The 13,887-nt window shown below is 62.7% G+C and carries 13 protein-coding genes; 5 read left to right on the top strand and 8 right to left on the bottom strand.

What is annotated here, in order from left to right; translation table 11 throughout:
* Positions 1 to 198: 198 nt before the first annotated feature.
* From nagE to KGB25_RS29700, 7 genes are all read right to left on the bottom strand, one after another.
* The gene (nagE, locus tag KGB25_RS29730; protein ID WP_223437922.1) at positions 199 to 1,914 is read right to left on the bottom strand and encodes an N-acetylglucosamine-specific PTS transporter subunit IIBC; all 1,716 of its coding nucleotides are present in this window, start codon (positions 1,912 to 1,914) and stop codon (positions 199 to 201) included.
* Between the two features lie 33 nt (positions 1,915 to 1,947).
* Positions 1,948 to 4,464, bottom strand: coding sequence for a phosphoenolpyruvate--protein phosphotransferase (gene ptsP / locus KGB25_RS29725; protein WP_223437920.1), 2,517 nt, complete (start codon positions 4,462 to 4,464; stop codon positions 1,948 to 1,950).
* Positions 4,465 to 4,627: 163 nt separating this feature from the next.
* The gene (locus KGB25_RS29720) at positions 4,628 to 5,650 is read right to left on the bottom strand and encodes an SIS domain-containing protein (protein ID WP_223437918.1); all 1,023 of its coding nucleotides are present in this window, start codon (positions 5,648 to 5,650) and stop codon (positions 4,628 to 4,630) included.
* Positions 5,631 to 6,737, bottom strand: coding sequence for an N-acetylglucosamine-6-phosphate deacetylase (gene nagA, locus KGB25_RS29715; protein ID WP_223437916.1), 1,107 nt, complete (start codon positions 6,735 to 6,737; stop codon positions 5,631 to 5,633). Before nagA ends, KGB25_RS29720 begins: the two co-directional genes overlap by 20 nt.
* Positions 6,738 to 6,785: 48 nt before the next feature.
* Complete coding sequence (locus tag KGB25_RS29710; RefSeq protein ID WP_008042387.1) at positions 6,786 to 7,517, bottom strand: GntR family transcriptional regulator; 732 nt, start codon at positions 7,515 to 7,517, stop codon at positions 6,786 to 6,788.
* Positions 7,518 to 7,809: 292 nt separating this feature from the next.
* Positions 7,810 to 8,313, bottom strand: a complete 504-nt coding sequence (locus KGB25_RS29705; RefSeq protein WP_223437914.1) for a murein L,D-transpeptidase family protein — start codon at positions 8,311 to 8,313, stop codon at positions 7,810 to 7,812.
* A gap of 51 nt (positions 8,314 to 8,364) precedes the next feature.
* Complete coding sequence (locus KGB25_RS29700) at positions 8,365 to 8,916, bottom strand: NUDIX hydrolase (protein WP_008042386.1); 552 nt, start codon at positions 8,914 to 8,916, stop codon at positions 8,365 to 8,367.
* A gap of 147 nt (positions 8,917 to 9,063) precedes the next feature.
* Between KGB25_RS29700 and KGB25_RS29695 the strand changes: the two genes are divergently transcribed.
* From KGB25_RS29695 to purT, 5 genes are all read left to right on the top strand, one after another.
* The gene (locus KGB25_RS29695) at positions 9,064 to 9,663 is read left to right on the top strand and encodes a CoA pyrophosphatase (protein ID WP_008025581.1); all 600 of its coding nucleotides are present in this window, start codon (positions 9,064 to 9,066) and stop codon (positions 9,661 to 9,663) included.
* Positions 9,664 to 9,717: 54 nt separating this feature from the next.
* The gene (locus KGB25_RS29690) at positions 9,718 to 10,242 is read left to right on the top strand and encodes a gamma carbonic anhydrase family protein (RefSeq protein WP_008025583.1); all 525 of its coding nucleotides are present in this window, start codon (positions 9,718 to 9,720) and stop codon (positions 10,240 to 10,242) included.
* Positions 10,239 to 10,454, top strand: a complete 216-nt coding sequence (locus KGB25_RS29685) for a DUF1289 domain-containing protein (RefSeq protein ID WP_223437912.1) — start codon at positions 10,239 to 10,241, stop codon at positions 10,452 to 10,454. The genes KGB25_RS29690 and KGB25_RS29685 overlap by 4 nt, the downstream gene beginning before the upstream one ends.
* A 164-nt stretch (positions 10,455 to 10,618) precedes the next feature.
* Positions 10,619 to 11,086 carry a VUT family protein gene (locus KGB25_RS29680; RefSeq protein WP_008042383.1) on the top strand — a complete coding sequence of 156 codons (468 nt, stop codon included), beginning with the start codon at positions 10,619 to 10,621 and terminating at the stop codon, positions 11,084 to 11,086.
* Positions 11,087 to 11,186: 100 nt separating this feature from the next.
* On the top strand, positions 11,187 to 12,368 hold the full coding sequence (gene purT / locus KGB25_RS29675) for a formate-dependent phosphoribosylglycinamide formyltransferase (protein ID WP_008042382.1): 1,182 nt from the start codon (positions 11,187 to 11,189) through the stop codon (positions 12,366 to 12,368).
* A gap of 113 nt (positions 12,369 to 12,481) precedes the next feature.
* Here the strand turns inward: purT and KGB25_RS29670 are convergent, their stop codons facing one another.
* The gene (locus KGB25_RS29670) at positions 12,482 to 13,798 is read right to left on the bottom strand and encodes an MFS transporter (protein ID WP_223437910.1); all 1,317 of its coding nucleotides are present in this window, start codon (positions 13,796 to 13,798) and stop codon (positions 12,482 to 12,484) included.
* Between the last annotated feature and the right edge of the window lie 89 nt (positions 13,799 to 13,887).

Here is a 13,887-nt window from a genome sequence, read left to right as displayed (position 1 = left end):
GGGCAGGTGGGGGGTGGTTTCAATGGTCGGGGGTGTTTCATGATGTGCGTTCAGGTTTTCGACAGGGTTGGGGATTTTTGGCGTTTGTGCGGCCTCATCGCTGGCAGCCAGCTCCTACAGGGTATGCGTAACCTTTGTAGGAGCTGCGATGCGGCGACCCGACTTGCCAGCGATAGCGGATGGTCAGGCACTGCCGAGCTAAACCTTGGCACTCACCTCACTGCGATTGACCAACGCCTCCAGCGCATCGGTCAGACTCGGCGCCTTGTCGCCGACCAACAGATGCCAGATGCCACCGTCCAGTTGACTGACCCCCTGGCAACCCAACGCCTTCAAATCACATTCCGACAGGGCCTTGCCGTCGGCCAGTTGCAGGCGAATCCGGGTCATGGCGACGCAATCCATCTGCAAGACGTTTTCCCCACCACCCAACGCATTCAGCCAGCGCTGTGCTTGCGGGTGCTCCACTGCAGCGGGGGCAGGCGTATCAATCGCAGCCGCCGGTGTCGACACCGCCGCACGACCCAGTGCCGGCATCGCCAGGCGGATTTCATCGGCAATGCTGTCGGCCATCGGCCCGACCACTACCTGCAAACTCCCGCCCTTGCCCGGACGCACCACAGCCATCGCGCCCAGCGCTTTCAGCTCGGCATCGTTGGCCTTGTTGCGATCCACCATGTCCAGTCGCAGTCGCGTGGTGCAGGCACCGACGGTGAGCAAATTCTGCGCGCCGCCCAGCGCCTTGATGTACGCCCCGGCCCGTTGGTTTTCCGCCACCCGCGCTTTCTCGGTCGTGGTCACCTCTTCACGCCCCGGCGTCTTCAGGTTGAACCGGCGAATGCAGAAATCGAACACCGTGTAATAAATCACCGCATAGGCCAGGCCCACCGGGATCACTCGCCACCCATTAGTGGATTTGCCCCAACCGAGAATCATGTCGATGAAGCCGCCGGAGAAGGTGAAACCGAGGTGGATGTTCAGCAGGTTGGTGACTGCCATCGACAGCCCCGTCAGCAGCGCGTGCAGCAGATACAGCAGCGGCGCGAGAAACATGAAGGCGAATTCGATCGGCTCGGTCACCCCAGTCAGGAACGAGGTCAGGGCCATCGACAGGAAGATCCCGCCCATCACTTTGCGCCGTTCCGGCAACGCATTGCGGTACATCGCCAGGCACGCCGCTGGCAGGCCGAAGAGCATCACCGGGAACATGCCGGTAGTGAATTGGCCGCCCTTGGGGTCACCGGCGAAGTAGCGCGAGATATCGCCGGTCACCAGTGCGCCCGTGGCCGGGTCAGTGAAGTTGCCGAAGACGAACCACGCCATGTTGTTGATGATGTGGTGCAGGCCGGTCACGATCAGCAGGCGGTTGAGCACGCCGAAAATGAAGGCGCCCACGCTGCCGCTTTCCAGCATCAATACACCGAAGCTGTTGATGCCGTGCTGGATCGGCGGCCAGATCAGGCCGAACACCACGCCCAGGCCGACTGCGGCGAACCCGGTGATGATCGGCACAAAGCGCCGGCCGCCGAAGAACGCCAGGTATTCCGGGAGCTTGATGTCTTTGAAACGGTTGTACAGCGCGCCGGCCATCAAGCCGCTGACGATCCCCGCGAGCATGCCCATGTTGATGCTCGCGTCGAGCACCTTGAGGGTGGAGATCATCACCAGGTAGCCAATCACTCCAGCGAGGCCGGCGGTGCCGTTGTTGTCCTTGGCGAAGCCGACCGCGATGCCGATGGCGAAGATCATCGCCAGGTTGGCGAAGATGACCTGACCGGCATCGTGGATGATCGCGATGTCCAGCAGGTCGGTGTCGCCCAGGCGCAGCAACAACCCGGCAATCGGCAGGATCGCGATCGGCAGCATCAGCGCACGGCCGAGGCGCTGCAGGCCTTCGATGAAGTATTGGTACATGGCGGATCTCCCTGGATTCTTGTTATTAGTTGTTCAGCTCAGAGGCCAATGTTGATGACAGGCGTGACGCACCGCGCTGGCGCTGCTCAGCTTGAGCAGGCCGTGGCTGATGCGTCGGCATTCGCTGGCGTCGAGGTGGCGCACGCGGTCCTTGATTTCGCCGACTTGCACCGGGCTGACCGACAACTCGCTGACGCCCAGGCCAATCAGGACCGGCGTCGCCAGCGGATCGGAGGCGAGCGCGCCGCACACGCCGACCCAGCGGCCATGCACGGCGGCACCGGCGCAGGTCTGGGCGATCAGCCGCAGCAGCGCCGGGTGCATGGCATCGACCCGCGACGCGAGGCCGGCGTGGTCACGGTCCATCGCCAGGGTGTACTGGGATAAATCGTTGGTGCCGATGGACAGGAAGTCCGCGTGTTCAGCCAGTTGCTCGGCCAGCAACGCGGCGGCCGGGACTTCGATCATCACCCCCAGCTCCGGGCGCTCGCTGACACCGAGCTCCGCGCACAAGGCCTCGAGACGCTGGCGGACGTGCAACAGCTCATCGACTTCGGTGACCATCGGCAGCAGGATCCGGCAGCGCGACAACGGGCTGACGTGCAGCAGGGCGCGCAGTTGCTGATCGAGAATTTCCGGACGGGCCTGAGCCAGGCGAATACCGCGCAAGCCGAGCACCGGATTGGCCTCGGCCGGCAATGGCAGGTAATCGAGCTGCTTGTCGCCGCCGACGTCGATGGTGCGGATAATCACCGACTTGTCGCCCATGGCGTCGAGCACCGCTTGATAGGCGACACGCTGCTCCTCTTCGTCCGGCGCAGTGTGGCGGTCGACGAACAGGAACTCGGTGCGCAGCAGGCCGACGCCATCGGCGCCGTTGGCCAGCGCATCGGCCGCCTCAGCGCTGGAGGCGACATTGGCGGCGACTTCGATCTGCACCCCGTCGAGCGTCAGCGCCTGGGTATGCGCCTGAGATTGTTGCAGCGCTCGGCGTTGCTGGTGGTCCCGTTGCGCCTGATGCACGTCGGCCATGCGCTGTGCAGAAGGCACGAGTTCGAGACGCCCACCGTCGGCATCCAGCACCACCGCCTGGCCCTGTTGCTGATCCAGCAGCGCCGACCCCAGCGCGACCATGCACGGCAAGCCTTTGCCGCGAGCGAGAATCGCCACGTGGGACGTCGCGCCGCCCTCGGCCATGCACAGCCCGGCGACCCCTTGCTGGCTGAGTTGCAGCAGGTCGGACGGGGTCAGTTCATGCGCTGCGACGATGGCGCCGGCCGGCACGTCGTAGTGCCAGCGCTCACCGAGCAGGGCGCGCAACACCCGTTGCTTGAGGTCGCGCAAGTCGTTGGCGCGTTCGGCCAGCAATGGGCTGCCGAGTTGCTGCAACACGTCGCATTGCACGTCGATCGATTGGCTCCAGGCGTGAGTCGCGGCCACGCCCCGGTCGATGGTGGCGTGCGCTGCATCCAACAGCGCCGGGTCTTCGAGCAGGGCGAGGTGCGCGGCGAAGATCGCTTCTTCGTCGGTGTTCTTGTGCTTCCTGGCCTGGGCCAGCGTGGTATCGATTTCGTGACGCACGGCGTTCAGCGCGGTATCCAGGGCTTGGCGTTGTTGCTCTGGAACGTGGTTGCCGGCGTCCTCCGGCAGGCTGATCGTGTTCAAGCGAAATAGCGGTCCGCCGACCAGGCCGGGCGCGGCGCACACACCATGAAGCACACCCGCTTCGGCTGCACGCCCACGCTGGGCAATCGGTGTTGGCGCGATGGCGTGACTGTCTTCGGCCAGCGCGGTGGACAATGCCGTCAACAACGCTTGCAGCGCCGCTTCGGCATCCGTGCCCTGACAGCTGACCTGAACCTCGTCCTGCTCACCGATGGCCAGCCCCATCAGCCCGATCAGGCTGTCGCAGCGCGCCGATTTGCCGGCGAAGTGCAGCTGTGATTTGCTTTTGAAACCTTGTGCGGTCTGGCGGATCAGCGCTGCCGGCCGGGCGTGTAAACCACCCCGATGGGCGATACGGATGTGGCCGACAAACGCTTCCCCGGACAGGTCCGCTTCTGCCTGCGCGCCAGACGCCTGCCGACGAATGATGTGCAGCAACGGTTCGCCGACCTTCACCGCTTTCAGCGTGATTGGCCGCGCCTGAAAGTCCTCGCTGTTGGTCAGGATCATCAGGCTGACAAGGCTTTTGCACTGCTGCGCGACCTTGTCCAGGTCATAGCGCAGCAGTGGCTGGCCATTGGCGACGCGCGCCCCTTCCTTGACCAGCATCGAGAACCCGTTGCCCTGCAGCTCGACGGTGTCCAGGCCCAGGTGCAGCAGCAATTCGGCGCCGTTGTCGGCGCGCAAGGTGATGGCGTGGCCGGTGCGGGCGACGTGCACCACGACGCCGGCGCACGGCGCGTGCAGGGTATCGTTCAGCGGATCGATGGCGATCCCGTCGCCCATCGCGCCGCTGGCGAACACCGGGTCCGGGACCTTGGCGAGTGTGAGCACCGGGCCGCTGAGCGGGGCGCTGAGGGTCAGCTCTTTATTATTGTTGTGCATGGCTCGGTCTCATCAAAAAACAACAGTTCGTATCAACGCCGTCCCCTGTAGGAGCCAAGCTTGCTCACGAAGGCGGCGTTTCAGCCGCAGATGATGCGTCGGATGTACCAACGTCTTCGCGAGCAAGCTCTGCTCCTGCAGGGGGGTGCATTCACCATTCGAATCAATGCGTTCGCGTGACTTTGCTCAGGTGCCGTGGCTGGTCCGGGTCCATGCCGCGCGCCACCGCCAGACCAGCGGCCATGACGTAGAAACTCTGGATCGCCAGAATCGGATCGAGGGCCGGGTGTTCGGCGCGGGTCAGGGTGAGGTCACGTTCGGCGATGTCATCCGGCGCGGCCAGCAATACGCGGGCACCCCGCAGGCGCATGTCGGCGGCGAGACTGATCAGACCAGCTTGCTCGGCACCACGCGGGGCGAACACCAGCAGCGGATAGTGCTCGTCGATCAACGCCATCGGGCCGTGACGGACTTCGGCGCTGCTGAAGGCTTCGGCCTGAATCGCCGAGGTTTCCTTGAATTTGAGCGCCGCTTCCTGGGCGATAGCGAAGCCGGCGCCACGGCCGATCACCATCAAGCGCTGGCAATCGCGCAGGGCATCGATGGCCAGGCTCCAGTCCTGCTGCGCCGCTTCGCGCAGACCTTCCGGCAAGGCGTGGCCGGCTTCGAGCAATTGCTCGTCTTCTTTCCAGTGCGCGATCAGGCGGGCGCTGGCGCTGAGGGTGGCGATAAAACTCTTGGTCGCGGCGACGCTGCTTTCCGTCCCCGCGCACAGCGGCAGGCTGAATTCGCACGCGGCTTCCAGCGGCGAACTTTCGGCGTTGACCATGGAAATGCTCAAGGCGCCGCGTTTGCGCAACAGACGCAGGCTGTTCACCAGATCCGGGCTTTGCCCCGATTGCGAGAACGCGAATGCCACCTGACCGCTGACCTTCAACGGCGCTTGTTGCATGGTCACCACCGACATCGGCAGCGACGCCACGGGAATCCCCAGTTGCTGCATGGTCAGGTAGGCGAAGTAGCTGGCGGCATGGTCGGAGCTGCCGCGCGCGACGGTCATCGCCACTTGCGGCGGCTGACGGCGCAGACGCCCGGCAATTTCGATCATCTGCGGGTCGAGTTGCTGCAACTGCGCCTGCACGGCTTCGAACGAGGACAGCGCCTCTTCAAGCATTTTTGAAGTCAATGTCTTCTCCTTCGACCATGACGGCGGTCAGTGTGAGTGAGCGATCCAGCCGCACGCAGTCGGCCCAGGCGCCGGGTTGCAGGCGTCCGCGTTCGGTGATGCCGAGGTAGTCGGCGGGGAATTGCGAAAGACGTTGCGAAGCCTCGGCGATCGGCAAACCGATCTTCACCAGGTTGCGCAACGCCTGATCCATGGTCAGCGTGCTGCCGGCCAGGGTGCCGTCGGCCAGGCGCACGCCGCCCAGGCATTTGGTCACCGTGTGGCTACCGAGCTTGTATTCGCCGTCCGGCATGCCGGCGGCGGCGGTGGAATCGGTAACGCAATACAGGCACGGAATCGAGCGCAGGGCTACGCGCATCGCACCGGGGTGCACGTGCAGCAAGTCCGGAATCAGTTCCGCGTATTTCGCATGCGCCAGCGCTGCGCCGACGATGCCAGGCTCGCGGTGATGCAGCGGGCTCATGGCGTTGTAGAGGTGGGTGAAACTGCTCGCGCCGGCGGCCAGTGCGGCCACACCTTCCTCGTAACTGCCAAGGGTGTGGCCGATCTGCATGCGCACGCCGCGCGCACTGAGGGCGCGGATCAGGGCATCGTGGCCGGCGATTTCCGGGGCGATGGTGATGACCCGGATCGGCGCCAGGGCCAGGTATTCCTCGACTTCGGTCATCAACGCGGTATGGGCGAAATTCGGTTGCGCGCCAAGTTTGCCGGGGTTGATGTACGGGCCTTCCAGGTGCACACCGAGCACGCGGGCGCTGCCGCTCGGGCGTTGTTCGCAGAACTCGCCGACGGCTTTGAGCACACTGGAAATCTCTTCGCTCGGCGCGGTCATGGTGGTCGCCAGCAACGAGGTGGTGCCGAAACGCACGTGGGTTCGGGTGATGGTTTCGAAGGCGGTCGCGCCTTCCATGATGTCTTTGCCACCGCCGCCGTGAACGTGCAGGTCGATGAAACCGGGCAGCAAGTAAGGCAGGTCGTTGTCTGCCGGATCGCACGGCACGCCTTCGATCGACAGGACCTTGCCGTGTTCGTGAACCAGCCGGCCGCGTATCCAGCCGTCGGCGGTGAGGATGTTGTCTTCGGACATGATGGGGTCTCGGTTCTTAGCGGCGAAGCTCTTTATCAACGAAGCTCTTTATCTACGAAGCTCTGCGACAAAGTCGTAGTAGTCGTTGCGGCAATAGGTGTCGGTGACTTCGATCGGCGTGTTGTCTTCGAGGTAGCCGACCCGGGTCATCAGCAACATGGCGGTGCCGGGGGCGATGCCGACCAGTGCGGCGAATTCGTCCGAGGCGTTGATCGCCTGGATGTGCTGCAAGGCGCGGACCACCGGTTTGCCGATGCCGTCGAGGTATTCGTAGAGGGAATCGCCCACCGCTTGCGGTTTGGGAATGATCGAGGCGGGCAGGGTGCTCATCTCAATGGCCATTACCGTGTCGTCGGCTTTGCGCAGGCGTTTGAGCCGGGCGACCTTGTCGTTTGGCGACAAGCCGAGGCGAATCAGTTCTTCGTGGGTCGGCGGGGTGATTTCCCGTTCCAGCCATTGCGAGCCGGGGACGAAACCTTTCAGCCGCAGCATCTCGCTGAAACCCGAGAGGCGCGACAGCGGTTGTTCCAGGCGCGGGGTGATGAAGGTGCCGGACCCTTGATTGCGCCGGATCAGGCCTTGATCGAACAGCACTTCCAGCGCCTTGCGGGCGGTGACGCGGGAGATGCCCAGTATTTCGCTGAGGTTGCGTTCCGACGGCATCGCCTGCTCGGCTTTCCACTGGCCGGCGTGGATCGCCGCTTCCAGATTGCGCGCCAGTTGCAGGTACAGCGGCGTGGGTTGGGTGTCGTCAGGGCGCAGGGCCTGGAGGTCATTCATGTTGGGTGTCCGATGCGGATATTGGAGTGTTGTCGCCCGGTAGTGCAGCGAAAACTAATACCACTTGAATACCATGTCAATGAGACCACTTTGCTGTTGGCGCGGGAAAACCTGCCTTTGCGGATGGCATACAGGGTTGTTGGTTTTAAGTGGTATTAGCGGAGAGGGCGTTGCAAGCAAAAAACGCAGCGTTTGGCAGTGCCTGCGGGTGGGAGTGGTATCAACCCAGCAGGCGCCGCCAAAGGCTGCGATCTTCAGATTTTATTTTGTAACGGGCGACCAAAGGTCGGTGTTACGGGCGGATTTCGATCATCGTGCCGTCCGGCACCAGGCCCCATACCTCGCGCATGTCCATGTTGCGCATGGCGATGCAGCCGTCGGTCCAGTCCAGGGTGTGGAACAGGTTTTCAGGGTTTTCTTCGGTGTCCGGCGTACCGTGGATCATGATCATGCCGCCGGGCTCGACGCCTTCGCGCCGGGCGCGTGCGGAGTCGCTGATGTTCGGGTAGGAGATGTGCATCGCCAGGTTGAATTTATCGCTGACCTTGCGCCAGTCCAGCCAATAGAAACCTTCAGGCGTGCGTTTGTCGCCTTCCATCAGTTTCTGCCCCTTGGGGCGTTTGCCCAGGGAGATGCGATAGGTCTTCAGCGGCTTGCCGTCGTTGATCAATTGCAATTGGTGGGCGGACTTGAGAACCAGGACTTTGTCGATGACTTTGCCGTCCAGCGTTTCCGCAACGGAAGCCTGGGAGATAGCGACGAACGACAAGCAAAACAGGGCAAGCAACCAGCGCATTGAAACGATATCCCTAAGAGGTGTCGCGGCTATTTTATTTATAGATGTTTTTTAAGTGATGGCAGGCTGAGCAAGCGGCGGGATCGACTCGGATCGCACGGGGTAGACCTCGGTCCGCCGGTCAGCGAAGAAGCATTCTAAGGTACGGCCCACCGTGCGGAAAGCCAGGTCGGACCACGGGATGTCGGCTTCGTCGAAAAGTGCCACTTCCAGGCTCTCGGGACCGGCGGAAAAATCCAGGTCCACCAGCTCTGCACGAAAGAACACATGCACCTGACTGATGTGCGGCACATCGATCAAGGTATAGATGCTCAAGTTACGCACCCGCGCGCAGGCTTCTTCGGCCGTTTCGCGAATGGCCGCCTGCTCGATGGTTTCACCGTTCTCCATGAAACCGGCGGGCAGGGTCCAGTAACCGAGCCGTGGCTCGATGGCGCGCCGGCACAGCAACACTTTCGAACCCCAGGTCGCCACGCAGCCGGCGACGATATTGGGGTTCTGGTAGTGAATCGCCTGACAGCTGTCACAGACAAAACGCAGACGCGAATCGCCTTCGGGAATGCGCTGGGTGACCGGGTTGCCGCACTGACTGCAAAATTTCATGCTTGGGTTCCTGAATGCTGCGCCTATCTTGGCGTGCGGCGGTGTCTGTCGGCAAGTTGTCGTTTAGCGACACTCCGTAGTTCGGGGGGTTGGGCGGTCGGTGTGATTGGTGCATGATGCGAAGTAGCGAATAAATCGAGAAGACTCATGCTGGACGAGCTACTGCATCGAGTAAGCAACCACATCCCACGCACACTGGAAACCGACAAGCGTTTCCCGGAGGCTGCGGTTCTGGTGCCCATCACTCGCAGTGATGAACCGGAACTGGTTCTGACCCTGCGCGCCAGCGGGCTCTCGACCCATGGCGGCGAAGTGGCCTTCCCCGGCGGACGCCGCGACCCGGAAGACCCGGACCTGATTTTCACCGCGCTACGCGAGGCCGAAGAAGAAATCGGCCTGCCGCCGGGGCTGGTCGAAGTGATCGGGCCGTTGAGCCCGCTGATTTCCCTGCACGGCATCAAGGTCACGCCTTATGTCGGCGTGATCCCGGATTTTGTCGAGTACCTGGCCAACGACGCCGAGATCGCTGCGGTGTTCAGCGTTCCCCTGGAATTCTTCCGCAAAGACCCGCGTGAACATACCCATCGCATCGATTACCAGGGCCGCAGCTGGTACGTGCCGAGTTATCGTTATGGCGAATACAAGATCTGGGGCCTGACCGCGATCATGATCGTCGAGTTGATCAACTTGCTCTATGACGCCAAAATCAGCCTGCACCAGCCGCCCAAGAGTTTTATCAACACCTGAAGCCATCGCTCGTATGGCGTGAAGCCGCGGCTGCCTGAGCCTGAGGACAACACGATGAAATACCGCCTGGGCGACGCCCGCGTCGACACCCATCCGCAAAGCTGGGTTGCCCCCAACGCCGTGCTGGTGGGCAAGGTCAAACTGGAAGAGGGCGCCAACGTCTGGTTCAACGCCGTGCTGCGTGGCGACAACGAACTGATCCTGATCGGCAAGAACAGTAACGTCCAGGACGGCACCGTGATGCACACCGACATGGGCTACCCGCTGACCATCGGCACCGGCGTGACCATCGGCCACAACGCCATGCTCCACGGCTGCACCGTCGGTGACTACAGCCTGATAGGTATTAATGCAGTGATCCTCAACGGCGCAAAAATCGGCAAGAACTGCATCATCGGCGCCAACTCGCTGATCGGCGAAGGCAAGGAGATTCCGGACGGTTCGCTGGTCATGGGCTCGCCCGGCAAGGTCGTGCGCGAGCTGACCGAGCCGCAGAAAAAAATGCTCGAGGCCAGCGCTGCGCACTATGTGCATAACTCCCAGCGTTATGCCCGCGATCTGGCAGAGCAGGAAGAATGAACACGCCCGAACGTCCGGTGCTATCGCCCTGCGTGAATATCTGTGCGCTGGACGACGATGACATCTGCACCGGGTGCCAGCGCACCGTGGCGGAAATCACGGGCTGGAGCCGGATGGACAACGAAGAGCGGCGCAAGGTGTTGGGGTTGTGCCATGAGCGGGCGAAGTCCAGCGGGTTGATCTGGATGATCGGGGCGAAACCGGGAAATTGAGGTGCGCCCTTCGCGGGCAAGCCTCGCTCCTACAGGGGGAGGGTTGAACCACAATTACGTGTTCGACGCAGATCCGTAGGAGCGAGGCTTGCCCGCGAAGGCATCAGCGCTGACACCACCGCCCCCTCTGAAGTAACCTGTGCGCCAATTTGACAGGTACCTCCATGCTCTTCCTGATCGCCTACATCAGCAGCGTCGTGCTGATCAACTACGCCTTTTCCACCGCGCCGCACCTGGACATCATCTGGTCCGCCTGGGGCGGTTTGGTCTTCGTCCTGCGCGACATGGTGCAAACCCGTTTCGGCCACGGTGCAATCGCGGCGATGCTGGCAGCGCTGGTGCTGTCCTATGTCACCTCCGATCCGTCCATCGCCCTGGCCAGCGCCACCGCGTTCGCGGTCTCCGAATGCATCGACTGGCTGGTGTTCAGCATCACCAAACGCCCGCTGCACGACCGCCTGTGGATAAGTTCGGCCCTGAGCATTCCCCTCGATACCTTCATCTTCTTCGGCATGATCGACGCCTTCACCCCGGCGGTGATCCTCACCGCCATGGGCTCGAAGTTCGCCGGCGTGACCGTCGTGTGGCTGATCATGGCGTGGCGCTTGCGTAAACTGGCCATCGCCGGCTGAAGCCAAACCCTCAGGTTCATGTAAAATGCCGCGCTTTCTCCCCATGGGAAGCGTGCCAGGCACAGCGACCCTCGATGATCCGCTCCTTTGAGGACCTGAGATGACCCGTATCGGAACTCCATTGTCGCCAACCGCGACCCGCGTATTGATGTGTGGCTGTGGTGAGTTGGGCAAGGAAGTGGTGATCGAGCTGCAACGCCTGGGCGTTGAAGTGATTGCCGTTGACCGTTACGCCAACGCGCCGGCCATGCAAGTCGCTCACCGCAGCCATGTGATCAACATGCTCGACGGCGCTGCCCTGCGTGCCGTGATCGAAGCCGAGAAGCCGCACTTCATCGTGCCGGAAATCGAAGCCATCGCCACCGCGACCCTGGTTGAACTGGAAGCCGAAGGCTTCACCGTGATCCCGACTGCACGCGCTGCGCAACTGACCATGAACCGTGAAGGCATCCGTCGCCTGGCCGCTGAAGAGCTGGACCTGCCGACCTCGCCGTACCACTTTGCCGACACCTTCGAGGATTACAGCAAAGCCGTTCAGGACCTGGGCTTCCCGTGCGTGGTCAAGCCGGTGATGAGTTCGTCGGGCAAGGGCCAGAGCCTGCTGCGCAGCGTCGATGACGTGAAAACCGCGTGGGATTACGCGCAAGAAGGCGGCCGTGCCGGTAAAGGTCGGGTGATCGTCGAGGGCTTCATCGACTTCGATTACGAAATCACCTTGCTGACCGTGCGTCACGTCGGCGGCACCACGTTCTGCGCGCCGGTCGGTCACCGCCAGGAGAAGGGCGACTATCAGGAATCCTGGCAGCCACAAGCCATGAGCCCGGTTGCCCTGGCGGAATCCGAGCGTGTGGCCAAGGCGGTCACCGAAGCCTTGGGCGGTCGTGGTCTGTTTGGCGTCGAACTGTTCATCAAAGGCGATCAAGTGTGGTTCAGCGAAGTCTCGCCGCGCCCGCACGACACCGGCCTGGTGACCCTGATTTCTCAGGACCTGTCGCAGTTCGCACTGCACGCACGGGCCATTCTGGGGCTGCCGATTCCATTGATCCGTCAGTTCGCGCCTTCGGCTTCGGCGGTAATTCTGGTGGAAGGGCAGTCGACCCAGACGGCTTTCGCCAATCTCGGCGCGGCATTGAGCGAGCCAGACACGGCGTTGCGTCTGTTCGGCAAACCTGAAGTGAATGGTCAGCGCCGGATGGGTGTGGCGCTGGCGCGGGATGAGTCGATCGAGGCAGCCCGGGCTAAAGCGACCCGCGCTTCTCAGGCGGTCGTAGTCGAGCTGTAACCGAGGCGCGGCCTTCGCGGGCAAGCCTCGCTCCTACAGGTTATTTGTCGAGCGAACCATTGTCGTTCGACGCGGACCTGTAGGAGCGAGGCTTGCCCGCGAAGCTTTTTCTATCAGGCCACCCGATTCAAATCGTTGTGACGCGTCTCTTTCAGGCACAGCACCGCAATCAAACTCAGCACCGCCGCCCCCGACACATACCCGCCGACGTAACTCAAACCGCCCATCGCCACCAGCTTCTGCGCAAAGAACGGCGCCGCCGAGGCTCCGACAATGCCGCCCAGGTTGTAGGCCGCTGACGCACCGGTATAACGCACGTGTGTCGGAAACAGCTCCGGCAGCAGCGCACCCATTGGCGCAAACGTCACGCCCATCAGAAACAGCTCGATGCACAGAAACAGCGCCACGCCCCAGGTCGAACCCTGGGTCAGCAGCGGTTCCATCAAGAACCCGGACAGAATCGCCAGCACGCCGCCGATGATCAGCACCGGTTTGCGCCCGTAACGGTCACTGGCCCAGGCCGACAACGGTGTCGCGGCGGCCATGAACAGCACCGCAAAACACAGCAGCGCGAGGAAGGTTTCGCGGGTGTAGCCCAGCGTCGACACGCCATAACTCAGTGAAAACACCGTCGAGATGTAGAACAGCGCGTAGCACACCACCATCGAACCGGCGCCCAGCAGCATTGGCGCCCAATACTGGCTGAACAGCTCGACCAGCGGGATCTTTACTCGCTCCTGACGGGCCATGGCATTGGCGAACACTGGGGTTTCGTGCAGCTTGAGGCGCACGTACAAGCCGACCATCACCAGCGCGGCGCTGAGCAGGAACGGGATCCGCCAGCCCCACGAACGGAACTGTTCGTCGTCCAGCGTCATTGCCAACGTCAAAAACAGCCCGTTGGCCGCGAGAAAGCCAATCGACGGGCCAAGCTGCGGGAACATGCCGAACCAGGCGCGCTTGCCCTTGGGCGCGTTTTCCGTCGCCAGCAATGCCGCGCCGCCCCATTCGCCACCCAGGCCCAAACCCTGGCCGAAGCGCAGCACGCAGAGCAGGATCGGTGCCCAGGCCCCGATGCTGTCGTAACCCGGCAGCACGCCGATCAGCGTGGTGCACACGCCCATCAGCAGCAAGGAGGCGACCAGGGTCGATTTGCGCCCGATGCGGTCACCGAAGTGGCCGAACAGTGCCGAGCCCAGCGGCCTGGCGAGGAACGCGATGCCGAACGTGAGAAACGCCGAGAGCATCTGGGCCGTGCCGGAGGTCTGCGGAAAAAACACCGGACCGATCACCAGCGCGGCGGCAGTGGCGTACACGTAGAAGTCGTAGAACTCGATGGCGGTGCCGATGAAACTCGCGGTCGCCACGCGGGTGGCGGAGTTCGTCGGTTGCGCAGGCGTGGTTTCGGTATAGGTCGTGCTGGTAGTCATGCGGTAATCCCTGACAGTCATGTGCCCCAGTGGAGCGAATTATTATGGTCGAACACCCAGGGATGTGGGTTTGATGCGGGGGTGCGGGT

This window comes from Pseudomonas sp. BF-RE-21 (genome assembly GCF_019947305.1).
Lineage (GTDB): Bacteria > Pseudomonadota > Gammaproteobacteria > Pseudomonadales > Pseudomonadaceae > Aquipseudomonas > Aquipseudomonas migulae.
The sequence above is the reverse complement of the archived record's forward strand: the minus strand, read 5'-3'. Positions and strand labels throughout refer to the sequence as shown.